Raw genomic sequence first — 23,547 nt, forward strand, 5'->3', positions numbered from 1 at the left:
TTCAGGACGGGCGGTTGCTCTGCGGGATCTCGATGCTGATCTGCTCGCCTTCGGAGAGGTAGAACAGCATCGACTGCCGCAGGAACTCGTCGAACATCCAGTACGTCTCGGGCGCTCCGGGGAAGTGGACGCCCAGCTCGCGGGCGGCGATGAACGGCGGCCAGAGCGTCTGCAGCATCGGGTCGTAGACGGGTTCGCGGGCGATCTCCAGCCAGTCCGCGATGCGGTCCCCGAGCACGTAGCGGGTGAACGCGCCGATGAGCGCCTTGCTGAACGCGCCGCTGTCCGGCCCCATGTTCATCAGGATCTGGGCGAGGTTGTTGCCCTCGGGCGTCGGTTCCAGAACCGGGTCCAGCACCTGCTCGGCCTGGGCATCGGCCTCGGCCCACGACGCCGGGATGTACTCGTCGTCGACGCCGAGCATGTGCGCCGTGACCTGCCAGGAATGCAGGTACGCCTCGGAATCGACCGGCGGGATCGGCACCTGCCACTTCTCCAGGTTCTGCCGCACCGTGGTCGCGAGGCTGTGCCAGGTGACCATGATGTCGGCCTGGCTGATCGGGATGTCCTCCGGCGCGACCTCGTTCCAGTGCGGCGATCGCGGCAGCAGATGCCGCACGCCGGCGTGCACCAGACGGGTCTTCACGCAGGTCACGATCATCTCGCCGTCGGGGCGGTAGGCGTTGCGGGTGCCGATGTCGTAGCCGAGCTTGGCGGTCTTGGAGATGCGGTCCTTCATGTTCGCACCGCCGTAGGAGTGGTAGACCGCGCGCGCTTCCTTCGGGATGACCGTGCTCATCATCCCGCTGGCCATCCCGTACAACACCCCGAGGTACAAGCCCCGCCGCTCGGTGAAGTCGTAGGCCTGATCGAGCTTCGCCTGCTCCGCCCACGACGGCAGCGCGCGGGCCCGCTCCAGGAAATCGCGCAGGTCAGCGGGCAGTCCATCCGGCAGCGGCTGGCTGTTCTTGGTCCACGTCCGCAGCAGTTCGTTGACCCGCGGCACGTCACCCCGGTCGAGCAGCGAGGCGACCAGGTCATCCGCCTCGGGGTCCCACACCCACTTCGGGTCGACACCCGCACCGGTACCGGCGACCGACCCGCCCGGCGACCACGTCCACAAAGGACGAGCATGCGCGGAGCCCGCTGCGCTCAGCGCCCCGAGCGCGCCCAGCACTCCGCCGATCTTCAACGCGTTTCGCCTGTTGTGCTCTTCCATGGCCGAACTCCTCCTCGAGTTCCCGACACCCTGGTTGGCATCCTGATACGCAATGTGCTTCTCTGTATCAGAGAGAAGCACAACCTGATCCGAAACACCAGACCTCGGTCGAAAGAAGGACTTCGTGGAACCCATCCTGTCCGGCCTGATCACTCCCGGGACCGACCACGAGGAGTCGTTGCTGGAGCGCGCGTTCGCCGAGGCCATCGACCGTGCCGAGACCACCGACGAGACCACCGAGCGCGTCCTGGAAGCCGCCTACGAGCAGTTCCGCCGCATCGGCATCCGACGATCAACGATGGAGGACGTCGCCAAACGAGCCGGGGTCTCGCGGATCACCGTCTACCGCCGGTTCAGCACCAAGGACGCCCTGGTCCAACAGGTCATCCGCCGCGAGTTCCGCCGCTACTTCGACCAATTCCTGCTCGACATCCAAGGCGCCGAGACCGTCGCCGAACGGGTCGAGGTCGGTTTCGCCAGCTCGCTGCGAGCGATCCGCAACAACCCCCTCATCGGCGGGCTCATGGACACCGAACCCGAGATCGTCGTGCCGTCGATGATCGGCGACGGCGGCAGGACCATGACCACCGTCAGCCGGTTCGTCGCCGAGCGGCTCAGCAAAGAACAACGCGCGGGAACCGTCGCCGAGGACATCGACGTCGAGGTCGTCGCCGAGATGATGGTCCGCATCTCAACATCGTTCCTGGTCACCCCGAGCCATCGCATCGACCTCGACGACGACCAGCAGGTGCGCGCCATCGCGCGCCGGTTCCTCGTGCCCATGCTCGAACCGTCATCCCACTGACCACCGCCGTTCGCGATGAAGGGAACAGGCCGTGTCCACAGCAGACGCCATCCGCCACGAGGTCGACGCCACGACGATTCCCGGGCTGCTGCGCCGCAACGCGCGGCGCTACCCCGAACACCCGGCGCTGACCAGCGGCATCGACGCCGACGTGAGCACCTGGACGTGGTCGCGGCTGCGTGCCGAGGTCGCCGCCCTGACCAAGGGTTTGTCGGCGCTCGGACTCCGTTCCGGTGAGCGGATGCTCATCGCGATGTCCCGCCGGCGCGAGCACTGGGTCGCCGACCTCGCCGCGATCCACCTCGGCGCACTGCCCTGCACGACCTACGACACGCTCAGCACCGAACAGATCCGCTTCATCGCCCGGCACAGCGCGGCCGCCCTGATCGTGCTGGAGGACGCCGAGCAACTGGGCCGATGGCGGCCGGTCCTCCACGAATTGCCGGGGCTGCGCGCCATCGTCGTCCTGGACCCCACCGGCACGCCGTCCTCGGACCCGCTGTTCGTGAGCTACGCGGAACTGCGGGGAGCGGCGGGCGTCGACGCGGCGTTCGAGGATCTCACCGACGCGGCGACGCCCGAGCAACCGCTGACCGTCGTCTACACCTCCGGCACCACGGGCGAGCCCAAGGGCGTGGTGCTCTCGCACCGCAACGTCATCCACGAATCGACGATGCAGGACCACCTCATCCCCGTCCCGGACCATCCGCGGTCGGTGTCCTACCTGCCGCTGGCGCACATCGCCGAACGCGTGCTCGAGATCTACATGCCGATCTGCAACGCCGGCCACGTCACCCTCTGCCCCGATCAATCCCAGCTGCTACCCACGCTGATCGCGGTGCGCCCACACGGATTCTTCGGGGTCCCCAGGGTCTGGGAGAAGCTGGCCGACGGACTTTCGGCACGACTCGGCACGCTCGACGGAGACGCAGCCGCCGCAGTCCAGAGCGCCCGCGAAGCCGCGCTGGAGGTGTTCCGCCTGCGCTCCGCCGACGAGGAGGTCCCGGCGGACCTGCTGACCCGCTACGACGAACTCGACCAGGCCGTGCTGCGACCGATCCGCGCCGCCATCGGCCTCGACGAGTGCCACCGCGCCGTGAGCGGGGCGGCACCGATCCCCACCTCGGTCCTGGAGTTTCTGGCCGGCCTGGGACTCGTGGTCTACGAGGTGTGGGGCTTGAGCGAGACCACGGGCGCGGCGACGGTGAGCACCCCTGAAGCCTTCGCGCTCGGCAGCGTCGGCCGACCGGCGCCGGGTGTCGAGGTGTCCGTGGCCCCCGACGGCGAACTGCTCGTGCGCGGCCCCGTGGTGTTCCCCGGCTACCTCGACGCCGACGGCGGCATCGAACCGGCGACCGACGCCGAGGGGTGGCTGGCCACCGGCGACATCGGAGTCGTCGACGAACGCGGCATGGTCACGATCACCGACCGCAAGAAGGACCTCATCATCACCGCAGGCGGCAAGAACATCGCCCCGAGCGGGATCGAATCGCTGCTGCGAGCCCATCCTCTCGTCGCGCACGCCGTCGCGATCGGCGACCGGCGCCGCTACGTCACCGCCCTGCTCGTCCTCGACGAGGACGGCGCCCCCGCCTGGGCGAAGGCACGCGGGCTGGACATCACCGACCTGGCAGAACTGGCGCTCCACCCACTCGTGCGCGCCGAACTCGACGAGCTCGTCGCCCGCACCAACGCGCACCTGGCCCGGGTCGAGCAGGTCAAGGAGCACCGGGTGATCGCCGGCCCGTGGACGGCGGAGTCCGGCGAACTGACCCCGAAGCTCAGCCTGCGCCGCGCGGTCATCCACGACACCTACGCCGACCTCATCGATGAGATGTACCGCTGACCGATCCACACGAGAGGACATCCCTCATGCCCCGGGTTCTGACCGAACAACGCCGTGATTTCGTCGACGCCGTGGCCGACTTCTGCCGGCGCGAGTGCGGCACCCAACAACAACGAGACGCGCTGACCCAACCGCACGACGAGGGGATCTACGCCAAGCTCGCCGACGCCGGCTGGCTGGGCATCTCGTTGCCCGAGGAGTTCGGCGGTGCCGGTCAGGGCATGACCGAGCTGTGCCTGCTCCTGGAGGAGACCGCCTACGGGCGCGTCCCGATGGGCGGTTTCGCCACCTCGATCATCTCGGCCGCCGCGTACGAGAAGTTCGCAGCCGACGAGCAGAAGAAGCTCGTGCTCGAAGGCGTCATCCGCGGCCGGGTCGAGGCGATCTCGATGTCCGAGCCCGGCGCGGGATCCGACGTCGGCGCGCTGACGTGCCGAGCGGACGAGGTCGACGGCGGCTGGCGGATCAACGGGCAGAAGACGTGGTGCTCCAACGCCCACATCGCCGATCACATCCTGCTCATCGCCCGCACCTCGAAGGAATCCTCGAAGCACGAGGGCCTCACGCAGTTCATGGTGCCCACGTCAGCCGAGGGCCTGCGGATCAGCGGCATCGACACGATGGGCGGACGCGAGGTCAACGACCTGTACTTCACGGACTGCTTCGTACCCGACGAGTCCGTCGTCGGCACCGTCGGCCGAGCCTGGCACCAGCTCATGGCCGGCCTGAACCTCGAGCGCATGATCCTCGGCGCGAGCATGCTCGGGGCCGCCCGGCGCGCGTTCGACGACACCCTCGACTACGTCAGGCAGCGCGAGCAGTTCGGGCGTCCGATCGGCTCGTTCCAAGCGCTCAAGCACCGCATCGCCGACATGGCCACCGAGCTCGAATGCGCGCAACTGCTGGTCTACAGCGTGGCCGCGCAGATCGACGCCGAACCTGACAGGGTCTTCGCACGCGAGGCGTCGATGGTCAAGCTCAAGTGCACCGAACTCGCCAAACACGTGTCGCTGGAAGGCATGCAGATGCTCGGCGGCTACGGCTACACCACCGAGTACGGCATGGAATCGATGCTGCGCTCCACCGTGGTCTCCACCGTCTACGGCGGCACCAGCGAGATCCAGCGCGACATCATCGTGCAAGACCTACGGACTCTGAACCAACCAACTCGCTTCGCCCCGGGCCCGGAAGCCGAGAGAAGGCTCGACAACAGTCTTCCCCGGGCTTGTTGACATGCCGTCAACGAAGCGTCCGCCCGGCACTGCTTGGAGGCCGGGCGGACGCTTCGTGCGGGTGTGCCGTTACAGGCGCACGGTGGTGGTGGCGACGATGTCGAGCGCGCTCGTCCCGATGTGCAGGGTGTACTCGCCCGGCTCGTGCTGCCAGCCGTCGTCCCAGTGGGCCAGGTCGCGCACGTGCACCGGGACGCGCACGTCCACGACTTCCCCGGCCTCAGCGCGCACGGTGGCGAAGCCGACCAGCCAGCGGACGGGCCGATCGACCGCGGAGTCGGGGCGCGAGGCGTAGACCTGCACGACGTGCTTGCCCGCTCGGCCACCCGTGTTGCGCGCGGTCAGTCCGACCGTGGTGACGCCGTCGGTGACCGGAGTCGTGGTCACATCGGTCAGGCTCCAGGTCGTGTAGCCGAGTCCGTGCCCGAACGGGTAGGCCGGTGCCGCTCCGGCGCGCAGCCAGGCGCGGTAACCGATGTGGATGTCCTCGTCGTAGGCGAGCGTCCCGTCCACGGGCGTCACGTCGAGCACCGGGACGTCGTCGAGGGCGGCCGGCCACGTGGTGGGCAGCCTGCCGCCGGGCTCGCGTGCGCCGGTGAGGAGGTCACCGACGGCCGCGCCGTACTCCTGCCCTGCGAAGTAGTTGAGCACGATCGCCGCGGCCTGCTCCCGCCACGGCAGCAGCACCGGGGCACCCGAGTTGACCAGCACGACCGTGCGCGGGTTCGCCGCGAGCACCGCCTGCACCAGATCGTCCTGGCGTCCGGGCAGGCTCAGGTCGGTGCGGTCGTAGCCTTCCGACTCGACGCGGGAGTTCGTGCCCACCACGACCACCGCGACATCGGCCCCGGCGGCAGCCCGGGCCGCATCGGCGATCAGCTCATCGGCATCCACGTCCGCCGGTTCGGTGCCGATGGTGATGCTCAACGCGTTGCTCAGGCCACCGTCCACGCGCTGCGGACTGAATTCCACGCGCAGTCGCACGCTGCACCCGGATCGGAACTGCACCGGCGCCGACACCGCGGGCGGCGACAAGAACGCGGCGCCGAGGTCGGTCCCGACGGCCTCGGTGGTGCGCTCGGCAACCAGCTCGCCATCGGTGAAGATGCGGCCGGTGCCCACCGACGCGAAGCCGAAGCGCTGCGGGCCGGATTCGGCCGGTGTGTAGTCGGTTTCGAAGACCAAGGTCGCCAGCTCGCCGATGGGCGCGTCCCCGCCGAAGTAGACCAGCCCGCTGGCCAGCCGATCCTCGGTGAACAGCAGTGAACCCTGGGCGTCGAGCATCTCGACGCGCGCCCCGAGCTCGCCGGTGACGGGGTTGCGCATCGCGTCGCGGTCGAGCTCGGCGAGCCCTTCCTGCACGATCGCGCCCAACGAGTAGGACACCTCGGCGTCCGGGAACGCCGCACGCACGCCGTCCAGCGGGGACACGACCCGTTCGGGCAGGACGGTGGCGCTCCCGCCGCCCTGGCTGCGAGCGTGCAGCGCGTTGTGACCGATCACGGCGATGCGGGCCGGTTCGACCAGCGGCAGGATGCCGTCGTTGGCCAGCAGCACGGAGCCCTCCACGGCGGCCTCCCGGGCGAAGGCGGCGCCGTCCTCCGAGCGCGGCGGTTCGACCGGTTCGAAGCCCTCCAGCGCACCGACGCGTGCCGCCAGGTGCAGGATGCGGCGCACCTTGCGGTCGATGACGGCTTCGTCGATGGCACCGCTGCGCACCGCCTCGACCAGCGCGTCTCCCCACGGTCCCCGCGGACCGGGCATCACCAGGTCCTGCGCGTGCTTCGCGCTCCGAACGCTGCGCACGGCGGTCCAGTCGCTGATCACCACGCCGTCGAAGCCCCACTCGCTGTTCAGCGGTGTCTCCAGCAGCTCGTTCTCCGTGGCCGTGGCGCCGTTGATCGAGTTGTAGGCGCTCATCACCAGCCACGCCCGCTCCTGCACCACGGCGTCCTCGAACGCCCGCAGGTAGACCTCCCGCAGGGCGCGTTCGCTCACCCGCACGTCGACGGTGAACCGGTCGGTCTCGAAGTCGTTGGCCACGTAGTGCTTCGGGGTGGCCCCGACGCCGTTGTCCTGCAACCCCCGCACGTAGGCGGCAGCGAGCCGGGCGGTGAGCAGCGGGTCCTCGCTGAACGCCTCGAAATGCCTGCCGCCCAGCGGAGAGCGATGCAGGTTGATCGTCGGCCCCAGCACCACGTCGACACCCTTGCGGCGTGCCTCCACGGCCGCGACCGCACCGTATCGGGCTGCGATGCCGGTGTCCCAGGACGAGGACAACGAGGTCGCCGACGGCAGGTTCAGCGACGGCGAACGCTCGTCCCACACCTCACCACGCACCCCGCTCGGGCCGTCCGAGACGACCATCCGCCGCAAGCCGATCTCCTCGATCGGCCACGTCGTCCAGAAGTCGCGGCCGGTCAGCAGCCGGACCTTCTCCTCCAGTCCGAGCTTGCCGACGAGGTCATCGATGCGGTCGTCGGTGGCAGTCATGCGCAGGTTTCCCCTCTGTTGAACGTCAGCTCGTCGCACGAATGCCTGCGACGTACTTCTCGACCCTGGCCAGCATGTCGGCGTCGTGCGGTCCCCACTGCGGCTGCGGCGTGCCGGGCCCGGTGTAGGGGGCGTCGGCGTAGTGCCGCTGGTATTCGGCCAGCTTCGCCTCGAGCTCGCGGCGGATCTCGGCGTGCGCGGGGTCGTCGGCGACGTTGTTCAGCTCTGCCGGGTCGTCGCGGAGGTCGTAGAGCTCCCACTCCGGTTCGAAGATCCGCTCCGAGGCTCCGGGCACGCCGAGTCCGGCTCCGTAGTAGTGGATGAGCTTGTGGTCGGCGGTGCGGATGCCGTAGTGGGCGGGGGCGTTGTGGATGGGATCGTCGTGCTCCCAGTACCGGTAGTAGACGGCGTCCGGCCAGTCATCGACCTGCTCGCCGCGCAGCAGCGGGAGGAAGCTGCGTCCTTGCGCGGCCGGCAGCACCTCGGCGGCGTCGAGCCCGCACGCGTCGAGGAACGTCGGCGCGAAGTCGGCGTTGGTGATGATCTCCTCGCACCGGCTTCCCGGGGCGATGTGCGCGGGCCACCGGATGAGCATGGGCATCTGCAGCGACTGGTCGAACATCAGCCGCTTGTCGAACCAGCCGTGGTCGCCCAGGAAGAACCCCTGGTCGGAGGTGTAGACGACGAGCGTGTTCTCGGCGAGCCCGGTGTCGTCGAGGTGGTCGAGCAGGCGTCCGACGTTGTCGTCGATGGACTGGATGCACTGCAGGTAGTCGCGCATGTAGATCTGGTACTTCCAGCGCATCCGCGCCTCGCGGTTCTCCGGCCCGCGCAGGTGTGCGGGGACGTCGGACTTGAGGTCCTCGGCGCCCAGGTCGTCGGCGATGGTCATGTGCACCCCGCGCACGGCCTTGCTGCGGGTGCCGTGGTCGTCGAAGAACGTCGCGGGCTCCGGGATGGCGCCGTCGGCGTAGAGGTGCCGGTGCTTCTCATCCGGGACCCACGGGCGGTGCGGTGCCTTGTGGTGCACCATCATGCAGAACGGCTTGTCCTGGTCGCGGTTGTCGAGCCAGTCGATGGCCTGGTCGGTGACGATGTCGGTGGCGTAGCCCGGCACCGTCGAGGCACCGGTGGCGTCGATCATCTCGGGGTCGACGTAGTCACCTTGGCCGGGGAAGATCGTCCACTCGTCGAACCCGCGCGGTAGTGACCGCCCGTGCTCTCCGAGGTGCCACTTGCCGAACAGCGCTGTGGCGTAACCGCTGTCGCGCAGCGCCTCGACGAACGTCGGTACCCGGTAGTCCATTTCGGTCCAGATGGACGACACTCCGTTGATGTGGCTGTAGGTCCCGGTGAGGATCGTCGCGCGGGACGGACTGCAGATCGCGTTGGTGCAGTACGTCGCGTCCATCCGCATGCCCTCATCGGCGATCCGGTCCAGGTGCGGGGTCGTGTTGACCCGGCTGCCGTAGGCCGAGATCGCGTGCGCCGCGTGGTCGTCGGACATGATGAAGACGATGTTCGTGCGTGTCACCGGTTCCTGCTTTCGCTGATCGGTCATCGTGCTGTCAGGAGGCGTCGAGCTCGGGGTCCAGCACGAGGTGCTCGTGGGGACCACCGCGGACCTCCTGCATCAGCAGCCGTGCGCTCTCCGCCCCGGCCCGTTCGAGAGGCAGGCGCGAATAGGCGAGGTTGGGCCAGATGCGCGTCGAGGGCGTTCCACCTGCCATCGCGCCGACGAAGATTCCGTCAGCGCGCACCCGCGGGGTCGACATCACCGCCTCCACGTCGGCTCCCCACGAGCACACCACGGCAACCGCCTCGGGCTTCTCGTGCGTCGCCTCGATGGCGGTGCCGACTCGCGCGGCGACCTCGCGCGCGTGGTCGTCGGTGCGAGCCGGGGACGCTTCGAACTCCCGCAACCGCTCGCTGGTCAGCCCGGTCGAGACGACCCCGAGGGACAGCGACGGGTGCTCGGCGAGTGCGCGCAGCATCGCCTGCTCCCGCTGCCGGTTCGCGCGCGAGGCAACCTCGGGCTGGACGTGCAGCACGACGCGGAAACCGCGGTCGGCGACGTGCTCGATCATCTGTCGCGCACCGCGCGCATAATCGAAGTCCACCGTGGAATACGAGGCGTCGTCCGCGGGCTCGCCGCAGTCGAGCGCGACGAGCGGCAGTCCTTCGAGCCGTGAGGCGTCGGCGAAGGCCTGGGGCACCGCTTCGTCGTCGTGGCCGACGAACACGATGCCGTCGAGCCTGCCGCTCCGGTAGTCCTCGAGATAGGCCCCGCTGGCGGGGTCGGAGAGGATGGTGAGGTGCATCCGCTTCTCGGCGAGCGCGACGCTGGCCCCCTGCACGATCGCCGCGAAACGCGGATTGGTGAGCGGTTTGGTCACCAGCATGCCGACGATGTGGCTCGAGCGGGAGCGCAGCGACCGGGCGACGCTGTTGGGGATGTAGCCGAGCTCCTTGGCGATGCGCCGCACGCGCGCCCGGGTCTCGGCCGACAGCACCACCTTCGACGAGTCGTTGAGGACGTAGGACACCGTCGAAACCGACACGCCGGCGCGCTCCGCGACGTCCTTCAGGGTCGGTCGCATCATGCCTCCCGGGTCCGCGCGCCGTGTCGGGCGTCGAGCTCGGCGGCCTGCGCGGCCACGCGGGCTCTGCTGAGCGGGAACAGCGTCAGCACGGCAGCCGCAACGGCGAAGAGGACTCCGGGCACCAGTGTCGCCAGCGCGTAGATCCCCTCGACCGTGGAGTCGCTCTGGACGGGTTTGCCGCTCTGGAACCCGACGAACGCCAGGGCGTAGCCACCGATACCACCGGAGACGGCTTGGCCCACCTTGCGAGCCCAGGTGTTGATCGAGTAGATCGACCCGTCGTCGCGCTCACCGCTGCGCAGTTCCTCGGAGTCGATGACGTCGGCGATGACCGCCCAGACGAGCAGGTTGTAGAACCCGATCCCGAAGCCCGCCAGCAGGTTCAGCGTGACGAAGACCCACGGATCGCTGACCCGCAGCGCGAAGAGCAGGAGGTAGACGGCCGCCGCGCCGAGCAGCGCGACGATGAGCACTTCCTTCTTGCCGAACCGCGACGCGAAGCGCGCGGCGATCGGGGCGAGGAGGAGACCGGGCACGTACATCGCCAGTTGCGCGGGACCGGACATCGCGCCGTTGTTGAAGTGGTAGAGCCACAGGTAGGCGGCCATCGTCGACAGGAACAGGCTCGCCAGCATGATGATGATGTTCGACGCGATCACCACGAGCAGCGGTCGGCTACCGGCCAGGACGCGGAGCAGGCGGCCCAAGCCGCGGCGCTCGGCCGGCTCCGGCGCCTCGACGCGCTCGCGCACCCCGGCGTGGCACAGGAAGTAGAACAACGCCGCGCACGCCGAGAACACCAGCGCGGTGGCGAAGAACCGGAACGGCACGATCTGCGACCTGCCGTCGACCATCCCGTAGATGAGCAGTGGCGGCACCAAGGACACGATCAGTCCGGCGCTGTTGGCCCCGAGCCCGCGGAACACCGACAGCGACGCGCGGTGGCTCGAGTCCTCGCTGATGACCGAGACCATCGAGCCGTACGAGATGTTCGTGGTCGTGTAGAAGATCGATCCCCACACGAGGTAGGTCACCGCCGCGTAGCCGAGCTTGACCGGGTAGTCCCAGTCGGCGATGAACGGCGCGTACATGAACGTGCTGGCCACCGCCACGGGAATCGCCATACGAGCGATCCACGGCCGGAAACGACCACCCCGGCCGGGCGTGTGCCGGTCGAGGAAGCGGCCCCAGCCGACATCGGTGAACGCGTCGATCAGCCTGGCGATCAGGAACACCGTGCCCACGTGCGCCGCGTTGAGCCCGGCGACGTTGGTGTAGTACACGGTCAGGTAAGCCGAGGCGAAGATGAAGGTGAAGTCGTTGCCGAGGTCGCCGAACAGGTAGCCGACCCGGTCGCGCCACCCGAAGGCGCGCACCACCGGGCGCTGTTGTGCGGCGTGCACGTTGGTCATCTGCGGAGCCCTCTCCATTGAGTCAGCTCCACTGAAGCTAAGTACTCAAACGTTTGAGCTCAAAGCTCAATCGGTTAATCCCAGCATCCGGGAGAAAATTGCTGTGCAGCGGCGTTGGACGGCCTCGCTCGACGGGTCGCGAACTCGTTCACCCCACGGGTCTGCTGGCTCCCTCATCGGCGGCAGCGCGTGCTCGCATGCCCAGCAGTGCGTCCACGCAGAGGAAGGCGAGCAGCGAGATTCCCAGCAGTGGCACCGCGCAGCCGACACCGATGACCACCAGCACGCCGCCGAGCAGCACGGGTTCGGGCAGTCCGCGCCAGGCGCCGCGCGCCGGTGGGTTGCCGAACCCGCGGGTGGGGCGGCGCAGCCACCACATCCTGCAGCCCCAGATGATCACGCTGATGACCGCGATCATCAGCACGGCGAGGACGACCTGGTTCAGCCAGCCGAACAGCAGACCCATGTGCGCGTCGACGCCCCATCGGGACAGCTTGGCCATCAGGGGATAGTCGGCGAACCGGACGCTGTCGGTGATCTGCCCCGTCACGGGGTGAATCGCCACGGAATCCTGCTGGGTGGGCCAGCTGCGCCCCATCTCCTGCACGGTGTAGGCGGCACCGATGTGCTCCGACGGGCTGATCTCCACCCGCCCGGTCAACCCGTGGTTGATGGCGACCTGCCGAACCTGGTCGTAACCGATGTCGATCCGCCTGCTCGACTGCTCGAACGAGACGCGCATCGGAAGCCCCTCGGCAACCGTCGGTGTCTCCCAGGACAGCGCCTCGCGCAGCTTCGCGATGTTGCCCCCGGCGAAGGACGACCAGGTCAGCCCGGTCGCGGAGAGGAACAGCAAGCCGAGCCCGATGCCGGCACCGGTCAAGCCGTGCCACGACAGCACACGCGTCCGGCCAGGCGGCCGGATCCGAAACTTCCGGGTCGCGCGCCGCCGACCGAACCACAGGGCGAAGCCGCCGAGCACCACCACCCACAACCAGCTCGCCGCCAGCTCGCTGTAGATCCGCCCGAGGTCGCCGAGGTGCAGGCCGCGGTGCAGTTCCGATACCCACGCGCGCAGGGGCAGGGCCTGGTTGCTGCCGTAGGTGTCCAGCACACCGCGGATCTCGGCGTCGTGCGGATCGACGAACACCGTGCGGTAGTAGCTCTCCGGCAAATCCTCAGCCGTGAAGATCACCTGCGTGGTGTCGGTGGGACTCGCGGCCGGACGCACCGCCTTGAGTTCAGCCTCGGGCAGTGCGTTTCGCGCGACGTTGACCTGGGTCGACAGCAGCACCTGAGCCTCGGAGGCAGGCACGTGCAGCTGCTGTCCGTACATCGCCTCCTCCAGCTGCGGTGTGAGCACGTACAGCAGGCCGGTGATCGCGGCGGTCAGGATGAAGGGCGCGACGAGCACACCGGCGTAGAAGTGCAGGCGCAGCAGCAGCGGTCGCAGCGCGGCCCACCGGGTGGTGCGATCCTCAGGAGCAGCCTTGTCGATGACCTCGATCGTTTTGGGTTCACCTACGACCACGGCGTGGGCCTTCCTGTTTCAACGAGTGCTTCAGAACGAGGAAAGGGAGCTTCTCCACCTGGGGCCGGCTCATTTCCGTCTCCAGACATGAACAACGCTATGCACGAGCGCTTCTCAGGAAACCTTAACAGTATCTTGGGTCAATTCTCATGTGCTCGGTGTTACCTCGTGATTCCAGCCGTCGACAACGGAATCGGAACGCACCCTAGGCCGCGAGGTGTTGCACCGATGTCGATCGCCGGTAAAAACCATGTTCGCGCCTTCTCATCCGATTGCGGAGAATCTGCGGAACCAATTCGAATCTCAGGAATGAATCGCGAAATTAGTGACACCGAGACGCCGGTCGGGTGTGGCGCAAAAGCGGCCGCCACCAGCACGTTCTGCGACGGCAGCGGGGCCGCTGGATGTCACGAATTTGCCCGGCGGACCACCGATCGCTCGTCGACCTTCCGCGAACAGCGCTCGCACACCGGCTCGCGGTGGCTCGGCATCAATGAGCGGGTTTAGCACGGGCGTCACACTTCGGACACCGGCGGACGATGACGCGGTTGTTTAAATGGCTTCGAACAGAACCTATTTTCCGCGGCCACCGAGCCCGGCAGGAGGAACATGACAGGCACCGGAGGCCATTTCACCGCCGACGACATCGCGCATCAGGAGCACGCCGTGGTCCCGGAACAGCCCGCACCCGGCGACGAGGCCGACCTGTCCGAACTCGTCGAGCTGCTGTCCACCGACCTGGAGGACGCGATCGCAGCGACGCTCGACCAGCGCTCGGCCGAGCCGGCGCGCCGGTTCGCCCGACGAGTCGCGGAGACCGACCTCCTCGTGGCCCTCGGCGAACCGGAGCCGGACGAGATCGCGGAAACCCTCGGCAGCACGGTGCTGTTCGTGCTGGTGGTCAACCGGTTGACCCGAGCACTGCACGCCTCGCCGGACGAAGGCCTGGCCGGTGCGGCAGTGGCCGCGCTGCGCGAGCACATCGGAACCGAGTGCGCCGCACTGGCCCACGAGGCGATCGGTCTGCTGGACGGTCCAGAACCTCAGGAGCATGAGATCGATCTGGGCGACGACCTGCTGTTGTCGCTCGTCCTATTGGCCGCGGGGTTCGCGCTGCGCGACTGCCAGAACAGCCCTGAACTCCTCCGCCCCCGCGAACAGTGCCGGCACGACGAGGACAGCACCGTGAGCTGAGGCAGCATTCCGGGCAACGAACACCGAACGTCACAAAGCCGTCACTCGGCAAATACGCATCTGACATCCACCTTCCCCAGAGTGCTCCTCGTGCGGTTGACGAAGTTCACGGACCTGTCCCTGCGAATCGTTCTGCGGCTCGCTCAAGGAGATGACATCAGGCGCATCACCGCCAAAGAGGTGGCCATGGCGGTGGGTGCGCCGCACACCCATGTCGCGAAGGCGGTCAGCAAGCTCCAGCACCTGGAGGTCGTGGACGCGCGCCGCGGTCGCGGCGGTGGCCTCACGCTCACTCCGCTGGGCAGGAAGGCGTCGGTGGGCTGGATCGTCCGCGAGATCGAGGGTTCCGGCGACGTGGTCGGCTGCGTTGACGACCCGCCGTGCCCGTTGCTGCGCGCTTGCGCACTGCGTGGGGCGCTGCGGGTGGCGCAGGAGGCGTTCTACGCATCGCTGGATCCGCTCACGGTTCGAGACCTGGTGACAGGACGCGAGACGTGGCTCGGGCAACCCTCGTATTCCGACGCGGGCTGAGCCGATTTCGTCCGCATTCGAGGAATTCACAGTGGAGGTCGGGGATGACACCAGGCACGACAGCTTTCGAGCAGACCACGAAGCCCTCTCGGCCGGCGCTCGCCGCCTTCCCCACCGCACCTCGCCGCAGCGCAGCGCCTGCGGATTCTAGTGTCCTGGCCGCGCTCTCATCCCCGGCACTCCGCGCGTGGATGCGAACCTACCGAGGCAGCACCGAGGCTCGCTGAGCCGGGCGTCGACGGGTGCGTCGCCTGCACCTGATCAGGCGACGCACCCGTCCTCGCTCGGCGATTGCTGACCTACACCGTTCGGGGTTTGCCGGGATCCGAGAGCGCTTCCCGCAACTCCGCGACCTCCGGCGGCCAGGCCCTGATGAAGAGATCCACCGCCCGCCCCAACTGCATGCGCAGCCGCCGTCGGAAATCAGTCAGTTGCGATCGGTCGAACGGCCGGGTGCTCAACTCGAAGAAGAGCAGTCCGCGACCGGTCACGGCCAGCAGCGCGTGGACGGGACCGGAATCCGCCATCGGCTGCGTGCACACCCAGGCGACTGCCAGCCGCTGCACCCCGGCTGACGGTTCGGGCAGTTCGCCCGGGTCTATCGGCGGGAGCGACTTGGTGGTCAGTCCCCAGCGAACGAGGTACTGGTCGATGGTGGCCGGGCCGAGGCTGGTGCCGAACCGGTCGCGGATCAACTCCGCGACCGCCCGTCGCGTCCACAGCAGGTACGGCAAACCCGCGCGCTCCGGAGGGCCGGCGGAGATCGTCTGGACCACCCACCCCTGCTGCGACGGGAGCAACGCCATCCGCGACCCGGCGCGCCTGCCCTTCTTCCGGACGACGAACGCCTGCTCGCCGTTCGAGCGGTACTCGCGCACCCAGTTGCCGACGGATTTGCGGGAGATCCCGTGGTTCTGGGCGACGCAGCTCATCGACAGGCCGGCTTCGACCTCGGCGACGACCTGCCGTCGCAACTTCTGCAACGCGTCCGCGGACAGGCTTCGGGCGCCGCCGTGCAACCGGTTCTCGCATTCCACTCGTAGCTCCCTCCTGGGAATTCGTCGCTGCGTTCTCGCGCCCCGCCCGGCGATGCCGCGCACGCGACCTGCCCGCGGCAGCCGGCACTGCGCCGACCGCTGCCGCGCGGAACGGTCGGCGCAGTGGCCTCAGCCGATGGTCTGACCGATCCACTCGCGGTACGCGGTGGCATCGGTGTAGATCGACGGGGCGGTGCCGCAGACGGGGACCACGCTGCCGAGTCGGCTCGTGACCCCGGTCAAGCGCCAGTCGCCGGGAGAACCTTCCAACTGCGGGCCGCCCGAGTCACCGAAGCAGGCGTTGTCGAGCAGGAGTTCCTGACTGCCGGTGCAGATCTCAGTCGGGCCGTCGACACCGCCCAGCGCGCATCCCGCATCGGCCGCGACTTGCGTTCCGATCTGCTGCAACTGCTCGGGCGGCTGCCCGCAACCCCGCAACGGGCAGGTCAGACCCCAGCCGATGATCCTGGACGGGGTGCCGGTGGCACCCGAGCTGTCGGCGACCCGGATCGGTGTCTGCGAGGTCGCTCGATCCAGCCTGAGCAACGCGATGTCGCCGTTCGGGCCGTTCGTGGCGTAGTCCGGGTGCACGACGATCTGGGACACACCGCGCTCGGTCCCGCCCCGGGTGTGGTCCGGGCTTCCGATGCGGAGCCCGAGATCGGCCGGGCTCGCCTCCTGCACGCAATGCGCGGCGGTGAGCACCCACTGGTCGGCGACGAGCGAGCCGCCGCAGCTGTGTTGGCCCTGCCGCTGCAGCGATGCCATCCAGGGGTACTGCTCGGTGGCGGTGTGACCGCCCGTGACCAGCGTTCCCGGACTGCTGTTGATCAGCTCTCCCGATGCGCCGGCCACCGCCGGTGCGACACCGTGGCCCAGCAGCGCGGCCGTCAGGACGGCCAGCAGTGCGGAGGTTCTTCTCATGGGACTCCTCTCCCGCCGCGTCCTCCAGGAAGCGGGCGCGATCGCCGTGCGCTGGAGGACGGAGCGGTTCACTGGGGTTGGAAACGAGATCCGTGCTGAGACGCGCGTGTCAGACCGCGTGGACGTTGCCTTGCTCGTCGATGTGGACGTTCACCGTTGCCAGCGGTGCTTTCGCCGGGCCTGCAACGGGAGCTCCGCTGGCGGGATCGAACTCGGCGCCGTGGCACGGGCACTGGAGTTTCGACTCACCGGCGTTGACGGTGCAGCCCTTGTGGGTGCAGGTCGAGTCGAAGGCCTTGACGGTGCCGGGTTCCGGCTGCGAGACCAGCACCGGCTTGCCGTCGGGCCCGGGAACGGAAACCACGCCACCGACCGGGACCTGCGACACGGTGGTGAGCGTGAACATCTGCCCGGGTTGTGCCGGCTGTTCCGGAGCGGCCGCGGGCTCGGCGTCATCGGCGCAGGACGTCAGCGCCCACGCTCCCGCCACGGCTCCGGTGCCTGCGATCAGCGTGCGGCGGCCCACGTGAATTCCGGTTTCGTGCTCCACGATGTGTTCCCTCCTCATCGGACTACTTCATTCCCGGCGAACCGGACTGCGGCGGCGTCGGTCCACACCGACCGCGCCCCCGAATCGCCGATCCGCACCACCTGCACCGTCGACCCGGCGCTGAACACGATCGCGCCGGTGATCAACACGACGGCCACGAGCCGCCTCGGCATTCCTGCGATTCCGGTTCCGCCTCGCACGCGAAGCCCCCACAGGTGGACGGCCACCGACCACAGGGCCAGTCCGGCGACCCAGGGCAGCAGCCCCTCAGCGAGTTCGGCATGGGTTGCGGTCTGCGCGGAGACCTGAACTTCCTCGATCAGCGATTCACCGGAGCTCTCCGCGATCGGCACGCTGATCGCCGCTGATAGCGCCAGTCCCGGCGTGATCCAGCCCAATCGCTCGCGAGCCGCCGGCCAGATCACTGAAACGAGCACGGTGAACGCGGCCGCAGGTACGAGCACGACGACGAGGTGAACCACGAGCGGGTGCAGCGGAATTCCATCGATCCCCGTGGGAAGCAGGCTCGGAACCACGCTCTTCTCCTTTCGACACACCACATTGGACTGAGCGTTCATCACTGCGGTTTCGGCATCTCCAGGGACGGCGCGGTGGGCCGGGTGGGCACGAGAGCGCCCACCCCGTCGGTGATGTCGCCGATCATCGTCCCCACCGGGCACAGCACCGGCGCCTTCTCCAGAGCCGGGCCGCACTCGGCCGGTGGTTCGGGAGGTGGCGCGGTCGGTGGGGCCGGTGCGGTCGGTCCTTCCGGTGGGACGGGCTCGGGGGCAGGGGCCGGCCCAGCGGGATCGGCTCCGGGACCTGGGTTGCTGTCGAATCCGGCGGACTCCGCCACCAAGTCGACTCCGGCGCCGTCCCGCACCGGATGGACACCGGTTTCGTACCTCCGGATCCATCCGATCACGATGTCCACGTAGGTGTTCGAATGGTTGTAGCGCAGCAGAGCTCCACGCAGTCCGTCCATCGTGGACATGTCGGTGCCGTTCGCGCACAGGTACCGCCCTGCCGACAGCGTCGCGTCGAAGACGTTCTGCACGTCCGCCCGCCCATCAGCCGATCCGTCGACGGCCCAACCCGCCCAGGTCGATGCGATGAACTGCATGGGGCCTGCCGCGCGGTCCCACCCACCACCGTTGCGGATGGCGGCGTTGCCGCTGGTCCCGTTGAGCGGAGGCCCGTAGATGGGCGTGCGCATCGTGCCGTCGAGCGTCACGTCTCCGTTGCGCGCGTGGTGCGACTCGACCCGTCCGATCCCGGCCAGCACCGCCCACGTGAGCCCGCAGCTCGAGTCGGTGACAGCTTGGACGGCGGCGGCACGTTCGTACGCGCTCAGCACGGTCGCCGGAATCCCCAACGCTCCTTCCCGAACCGGTGCGGGCGAGGGCGGTACGGCCGGCAGAGGCGGTGGTGGATCGAGGAACAGCGGCGTTCCCCCGTCCACGGCCGCACGCGTCGGTGGTGCCGCGCCGGCGCCGGGTCGGGAAGCCGTTTCCGTCCCCGGCACCATCCCGTCCACCGCGGCCAGCGCGAACAGCCCCGCCAACAACGCCGTGGCGGTGCGGGCCCGCGTGCGGTGCTCGGCGCGATCGAGCAGGAACCCGGTGGGCACGTCACTCACCTCCCACGGCGGTCGCGCGTCGCCGCCGGAGGGTGTTGATCGCCCCGTCGGCCAGCACGAACAGCACGAGGCTCGCCCCCAAGACCGGCAGCGCCCACGTCAGCACGACCACTGCGAGCACGACGAGAACCAGCCAGCGCCGGGAGAGCTGTCTCCACACCGGCGGCGGCAGTGAGGCCCACCGTCCGCGATACGGGTTGTGCACCCACCACATCCGGTATCCGAGTGCCACCAGGGCGAACAGCCCGACGGCCAGCACCGCGAGCACGATCTGGTTGGCGAGACCGAACAGCGTTCCGGTGTGGAACTCGACGGCGACCGCCGAGAACTTGGCGCCGAACGAGTAGTCCTCCCAGCCGGTCTTCTCGACCACCCGCCCGGTGGCGGCCTCGATCACGAGGCTGTCCCGCTGCAGCGGCAGTCCCGGCGAGTGCTCGACGACCGCGTAGCCGCCGCTGGCGTGCGGTGGTCGCACGATCAGCTCGCCCCGCAGTCCCTGGGCCGCGGCGATCTCGACTGCGCGGTCCACTCCGATGTCCGCGGCAACGGTCTGAGCGTCAGGTCCGGTCGCCGCGCTCTGCGTCGTCCGTGCGGGCTCCGGGCTCGCGGCCAGCGGTGATCCCGGAATCTCGGGCAGAACTCCCGGCAGGAGGTCGGACGGGTCGGGCAACGGCAGTCCGGGAATCAGCGGAAGCAGCGGCTCTGACGGAGGCGGCGGTTCCGGCGCGGGTTGCGGCGGCGGGACCGGGCTCGGCTCCGGTTCCGGCGGCGCCGGCCGCTCATGGGACGGCGTTCCGGGATCGCTGGGCGGCGTCTCCGGCGCGCTCGCCCCCTCCCCTGGCGCGCTCGGCTCCCACGAGTTCCCGCCCGACGGATCCGGTTCGGTGGTCCGGGGTGGGGCCGCGGCCGGGGGTGCAGCGGGAACCTCCAGCGGCGGAGGCGGCGGTACCGGGAGCGCACCGGGCAGCGGCGGTCCGGGAGGCGAGCCGGTCGCGGGCAGCGCTGCGACGCTCGGGGCGCCCATCGACACCGGATCGGTGCGCTGGTCGGCGCGCCCACCCGCGTGTTCGGACATCACCAGCCCCGACACCGACAGCGCGAGCACACCGAGGGTGAGCCACACGCCGAGCGGACCGTGCCACGCCCGCAGCCGCCACCACGGTTCCCGCACTCCCCGCGCGCCGACCGGGAGCAGGAGTTCCCGCCAGCTCGGCCGGTTGCGCCTGCGCGGTTGCGCGAGCCACACGACCAACCCGCCGATCGTGATCACCGGAAGCCAGCTCGCGGCCAGTTCCGCGTAGACCCGGCCCGGTTCGCCGAGCCGCAGGTTGCTGTGCAGTTCCCGCAGCCACACGTTCGCGGGCAACCGATGTCCAACGGTCGTGAGCTCCCCGTTGATGAAGTTCGTGTACGGGTCCACGAACACGGTCCGCCCCTCCTCCGGCCCGGTCAGATCCGGCACCGAGAGCACCACCCGCGTCGTTCGGCCGGGCTCCGGTGGCGTGATCACCTCGCGGACGGTGCCCTCGGGGTGTGCGGTGAGCGCCGCCTGAACCTGCTCGGAGACCGGTCGCGGGGTGCTGATCGGCGCGTTCGCGTACAGCTGCCGGTGGTAGAGGTTGTCGTGGATCTGCGGGCTGAAGACGTAGATCAGCCCCGTCACGCACAGCACCAGCACGAACGGCGCGACCACGATTCCCGCCAGGAAGTGCACCCGGCGAGCCACCAGGCGCAGCCCGGTCATCGGGTTGGCCGTCGGGCGGCGCTTCGCCGAGGTGGGAGGGCGATCGGTTTCCGCCATGGACACGGCAGGCTCCTTCCAGGGAGGCCGGGCGCCCGTCGGGTGGGGCGCCCGGCCTGGTCTCAGTGCACGTCGAGCGGCTGGGCGACCGTCTGCGCGCCGCCGTCGGGGGTGCGCACGTTGAGCACGACCGCCCACTTGCCCGGTTCGGGCAGCGACGCCGCGCCGACCGCGTGCCCGGGGCCGCCGCCGGAGCGCAGCGCGAGCGGAGCCGAGGCACCCTTCTCCCTGGCGAGCAGGCCGGCGACGCGGACCGCGTCGGTCGGGCGACCGGCTTCGTCGAGGACGGTGATGTGGGTGTCGAGCCGGATGCGGCCGTTCTCCTCGGCGGGAATCAGCGCCAGGTCGATCGAGCCCTGGCCACCGGGTTTGCCGGTGTCGTAGGCGAGCCGGAACGGGCCGGGCTGCTGCCGGATCGAGGCGGGTGTGGGGCTGTCGTTCCGCGCGTGGGCGGTGTCCGGTGCTTGCGCGAGCACGAGCGCCGAGGTCGCGCCGACGAGGACCGCCGCGACGCCGATCCCGACGCCGGCCATGGTGCGCAGCGTCCGGGGCTCGGCCGATCCCCGTTCCACGGATTCGACGGCGAGAGCGCGCTGCCGTCGCAACCGGATGCGGAGGACGGCGCTGACGACCACCAGCAGCACGGCGAGCGCCACCAAGCCGATCGCGAGCCAGCCCGGTTCGCCATCTCGCACTGCCTGCCACACGTGATATCCGCCGGTTCCCACGAGCACTGCGGAACAGCCCACCAGCACCGGGATGAGCCGCGGCACAACGGATTCCTGTTCCCGGTGGCCCCTGCGCGCCACGCGGCCGAGCAGCAGCACGCTCGTGATCCCGACCGCCGCCGCGGTGAGCGTCGCGGTGTCGACGACGGCCTCGAGCGGCGTCGGGGTGCCGATCGGGCGGGTGCGGGCCAGCGGCCACGTCGCAGCCAGCGCCGCTCCGCCACCGAGTGCGGCGACCCCGCGCATCAACCGTGCGCGCCGCGTCTCCGCCGGAGAGGCCTCCAGCAGGCACACCAGTCCTGCCAGCACCGGTACCAGCAGCGCCAGCCTGCCCAGCATCCCGTGCCCGGTCGGAGATTCCACAGCCGCCCAGAAGAGGGCAGGGTCGAAGGCGTCGCCGAGCGGAACCCACGCCGCGTACGGGCCAAAGGTCACCAGCGTGCCGATCGTTGCCAGCGCAGTGCCGATGCCGGACCAGATCAGCACCCTGCGCACCGATCTCGACCTCGCGGCGCCGGGCTGGAGAGCGGCGACGAACACCGCCACGCCGATCAGCAGCGACATGGCTCCCAGTGCGGCAACGCGTGCCGCGACGTGCGCACCGGTCACCCACGGATCGTGTTCCGCCGCGATCTCGGGAACACCCACCGGCGTCGACGGCATCACGAGGTCGAAGGTGAACGCGCCCGCGACCTGTTCGAGCCGGTCGGACGGCAACGCCCACGCGACCGTGTAAGTCCCGCCGTAGCGGACCGGCGGCATCGCGACCGCCACCGTGTCGTCATGTCCGGCCGGGTTGTAGGGGCGGGTGAACACGACCTGGTCACCGGGCGGGCTGATGATGCGTACCGTCGCCAGCCCGGCGGGCACGGGCCTGTCGAACCTCAGCAGCACCTCGTCCGGTGATTTCACGTTCTCCGAGTTGCCCGGCGAGGTCGAGCGCAGCACCGGATTGCCCTGCGGCGCGGGCATCGTGGCCAGCAACGCCCCCCAGCACACCGCGACGAACAGCACGGCGGCCAGGACGCGCCGCAACATCGGTGGGCGCGGGACGTCCCGTCGATCAGGTCGTTGTCGGGTCAGCATCGCTGTCATCGCGAGGTCACCTCCGAGACGGTGGCGCTGTCGGCGCCGCCGTCGTGGTCGTGTGCTGGTGCGGTTTCGTCGTCGAACACGGCGAAGAGCTCGTCGGGGTCGCCGCGCTCTCGCCGCCGGGCCCGCAGCGCCAGGGACCCGACGGCCGCGAGCAGCGCTACCGGGAGGGCGGTCGCGAGTCCGAGGAGCTTCCAGCGCGACGACGTGTCGGTCTGCGGTACAGCGGGGTCTCCGGCCAGAACGCGTTCGGTGGGAGGAGGTGCCGATGCGACCGCCTGCGGGTCCGGTGCCGGTGATGGCTGTGCCGAAGGCGTGACCGCGGCGGCCTCTCCTCGGTCGGCCGTAGGGGGCATCGGCCCAGCACCGAGTTCCGGGACGGCCGGTGACGTCGATTCCGGAGCTCGCGGTATCGGGTCGCCGATCGTGATCGTCGGGGCACCGGTGGCCGCTGCGGACCAGCGCAGGACCCGTCCGTCCGAGAACGTCTGCGTCGCGGTGAACACCAGCGAGGTGTTCTCCGGCAGCGGAGCCATGGTGAGCGGAAAGTCCTGGTGGTTGCCCGGTCGGACCCTCCCGCCGCTGTAGGTGATGATGTCGGTGACGACCGAGGTTTCCCGGTCATCGACGCGCACCGGCCGGTCCGCTCGGCGGTCCCGCCGGGTCACCGTCCAACCGGGGACCGGCGTCGCGTCGACCAGCAGTGCCGGGTCGCGCGGGAAGTGCAGCTCGAACCGGGTGGTGACGGCGTCGGCGTCCTCGTTGACCACCCGGACCGCGACGCTGCGGGTGCCGCCTTCTGCGATCGCGTCGGGCACCAGCGACACGCTGGCCGATGCCGGCGTCGGCGCCAGCACCGCGACATCGACGGCGATCACCCCTGCCACCACCAGGTACAGGGCGGTTTTCG

General features: G+C 69.5%; 20 protein-coding genes. 6 read left to right on the plus strand and 14 right to left on the minus strand.

What is annotated here, in order from left to right:
* Position 1: 1 nt before the first annotated feature.
* Positions 2-1,219 carry an oxygenase MpaB family protein gene (locus tag AB0J91_RS00955; protein ID WP_363862610.1) on the minus strand — a complete coding sequence of 406 codons (1,218 nt, stop codon included), beginning with the start codon at positions 1,217-1,219 and terminating at the stop codon, positions 2-4.
* A gap of 124 nt (positions 1,220-1,343) precedes the next feature.
* On the opposite strand from AB0J91_RS00955, the gene AB0J91_RS00960 reads away from it, so the two are divergent.
* From AB0J91_RS00960 to AB0J91_RS00970, 3 genes are read left to right on the plus strand one after another with little or no spacing between them, the layout of a single operon-like run.
* Positions 1,344-2,024, plus strand: a complete 681-nt coding sequence (locus tag AB0J91_RS00960) for a TetR/AcrR family transcriptional regulator (RefSeq protein ID WP_363862613.1) — start codon at positions 1,344-1,346, stop codon at positions 2,022-2,024.
* Positions 2,025-2,055: 31 nt separating this feature from the next.
* Positions 2,056-3,870, plus strand: a complete 1,815-nt coding sequence (locus AB0J91_RS00965; RefSeq protein WP_363862616.1) for an AMP-dependent synthetase/ligase — start codon at positions 2,056-2,058, stop codon at positions 3,868-3,870.
* A 26-nt stretch (positions 3,871-3,896) separates the two neighbouring features.
* Positions 3,897-5,102, plus strand: coding sequence for an acyl-CoA dehydrogenase family protein (locus tag AB0J91_RS00970; RefSeq protein WP_363862619.1), 1,206 nt, complete (start codon positions 3,897-3,899; stop codon positions 5,100-5,102).
* A gap of 69 nt (positions 5,103-5,171) precedes the next feature.
* On the opposite strand, the gene AB0J91_RS00975 is transcribed toward AB0J91_RS00970, so the two are convergent.
* The 5 genes from AB0J91_RS00975 to AB0J91_RS00995 all read right to left on the minus strand — a co-directional run bounded on the left by AB0J91_RS00975 (position 5,172) and on the right by AB0J91_RS00995 (position 13,141).
* On the minus strand, positions 5,172-7,595 hold the full coding sequence (locus tag AB0J91_RS00975) for a glycoside hydrolase family 3 C-terminal domain-containing protein (protein ID WP_363862622.1): 2,424 nt from the start codon (positions 7,593-7,595) through the stop codon (positions 5,172-5,174).
* A 25-nt stretch (positions 7,596-7,620) separates the two neighbouring features.
* Positions 7,621-9,129, minus strand: coding sequence for a sulfatase (locus tag AB0J91_RS00980; protein ID WP_363862625.1), 1,509 nt, complete (start codon positions 9,127-9,129; stop codon positions 7,621-7,623).
* A gap of 34 nt (positions 9,130-9,163) precedes the next feature.
* Positions 9,164-10,195, minus strand: a complete 1,032-nt coding sequence (locus AB0J91_RS00985; protein WP_363862628.1) for a LacI family DNA-binding transcriptional regulator — start codon at positions 10,193-10,195, stop codon at positions 9,164-9,166.
* The gene (locus tag AB0J91_RS00990) at positions 10,195-11,610 is read right to left on the minus strand and encodes a glycoside-pentoside-hexuronide (GPH):cation symporter (protein WP_363862631.1); all 1,416 of its coding nucleotides are present in this window, start codon (positions 11,608-11,610) and stop codon (positions 10,195-10,197) included. Before AB0J91_RS00990 ends, AB0J91_RS00985 begins: the two co-directional genes overlap by 1 nt.
* Before the next feature lie 148 nt (positions 11,611-11,758).
* The gene (locus tag AB0J91_RS00995; RefSeq protein ID WP_363862634.1) at positions 11,759-13,141 is read right to left on the minus strand and encodes a PepSY-associated TM helix domain-containing protein; all 1,383 of its coding nucleotides are present in this window, start codon (positions 13,139-13,141) and stop codon (positions 11,759-11,761) included.
* Positions 13,142-13,369: 228 nt separating this feature from the next.
* Between AB0J91_RS00995 and AB0J91_RS01000 the strand changes: the two genes are divergently transcribed.
* The 3 genes from AB0J91_RS01000 (at position 13,370) to AB0J91_RS01010 (ending at position 14,866) form a co-directional block, all read left to right on the plus strand.
* The gene (locus AB0J91_RS01000) at positions 13,370-13,648 is read left to right on the plus strand and encodes a hypothetical protein (RefSeq protein ID WP_363862637.1); all 279 of its coding nucleotides are present in this window, start codon (positions 13,370-13,372) and stop codon (positions 13,646-13,648) included.
* 102 nt (positions 13,649-13,750) lie between these two features.
* Complete coding sequence (locus AB0J91_RS01005; protein WP_363862640.1) at positions 13,751-14,335, plus strand: hypothetical protein; 585 nt, start codon at positions 13,751-13,753, stop codon at positions 14,333-14,335.
* 81 nt (positions 14,336-14,416) lie between these two features.
* Positions 14,417-14,866 (plus strand): Rrf2 family transcriptional regulator, encoded by a 450-nt coding sequence (locus tag AB0J91_RS01010; protein ID WP_363862643.1) that lies wholly within the window; start codon positions 14,417-14,419, stop codon positions 14,864-14,866.
* A gap of 299 nt (positions 14,867-15,165) precedes the next feature.
* Here AB0J91_RS01010 and AB0J91_RS01015 read toward each other — a convergent pair whose 3' ends face one another.
* The 8 genes from AB0J91_RS01015 to AB0J91_RS01050 all read right to left on the minus strand — a co-directional run bounded on the left by AB0J91_RS01015 (position 15,166) and on the right by AB0J91_RS01050 (position 23,515).
* Complete coding sequence (locus AB0J91_RS01015; protein ID WP_363862646.1) at positions 15,166-15,903, minus strand: winged helix-turn-helix domain-containing protein; 738 nt, start codon at positions 15,901-15,903, stop codon at positions 15,166-15,168.
* Positions 15,904-16,032: 129 nt separating this feature from the next.
* Positions 16,033-16,827, minus strand: coding sequence for a serine protease (locus tag AB0J91_RS01020; RefSeq protein WP_363862649.1), 795 nt, complete (start codon positions 16,825-16,827; stop codon positions 16,033-16,035).
* A 109-nt stretch (positions 16,828-16,936) separates the two neighbouring features.
* Entirely contained in the window at positions 16,937-17,377 is a 441-nt protein-coding gene (locus AB0J91_RS01025) for a Rieske (2Fe-2S) protein (RefSeq protein WP_363862652.1), read from the minus strand.
* A 14-nt stretch (positions 17,378-17,391) separates the two neighbouring features.
* Entirely contained in the window at positions 17,392-17,913 is a 522-nt protein-coding gene (locus AB0J91_RS01030) for a DUF2231 domain-containing protein (RefSeq protein ID WP_363862655.1), read from the minus strand.
* Between the two features lie 41 nt (positions 17,914-17,954).
* Positions 17,955-19,007 (minus strand): lytic transglycosylase domain-containing protein, encoded by a 1,053-nt coding sequence (locus tag AB0J91_RS01035; protein WP_363862658.1) that lies wholly within the window; start codon positions 19,005-19,007, stop codon positions 17,955-17,957.
* A gap of 1 nt (position 19,008) precedes the next feature.
* Positions 19,009-20,817: a PepSY domain-containing protein gene (locus tag AB0J91_RS01040; protein WP_363863004.1), complete on the minus strand. Its 1,809-nt coding sequence runs from the start codon at positions 20,815-20,817 to the stop codon at positions 19,009-19,011.
* 62 nt (positions 20,818-20,879) lie between these two features.
* Positions 20,880-22,640, minus strand: coding sequence for a copper resistance protein CopC (locus AB0J91_RS01045; RefSeq protein ID WP_363862661.1), 1,761 nt, complete (start codon positions 22,638-22,640; stop codon positions 20,880-20,882).
* A complete protein-coding gene (locus tag AB0J91_RS01050) occupies positions 22,637-23,515 on the minus strand; it encodes a DUF1775 domain-containing protein (protein ID WP_363862664.1) in 879 nt (292 codons plus the stop codon). Before AB0J91_RS01050 ends, AB0J91_RS01045 begins: the two co-directional genes overlap by 4 nt.
* Positions 23,516-23,547 lie beyond the last annotated feature (32 nt).

This window comes from Saccharopolyspora sp. NPDC049357 (assembly GCF_040677225.1).
Classification (GTDB): Bacteria; Actinomycetota; Actinomycetes; order Mycobacteriales; family Pseudonocardiaceae; genus Saccharopolyspora.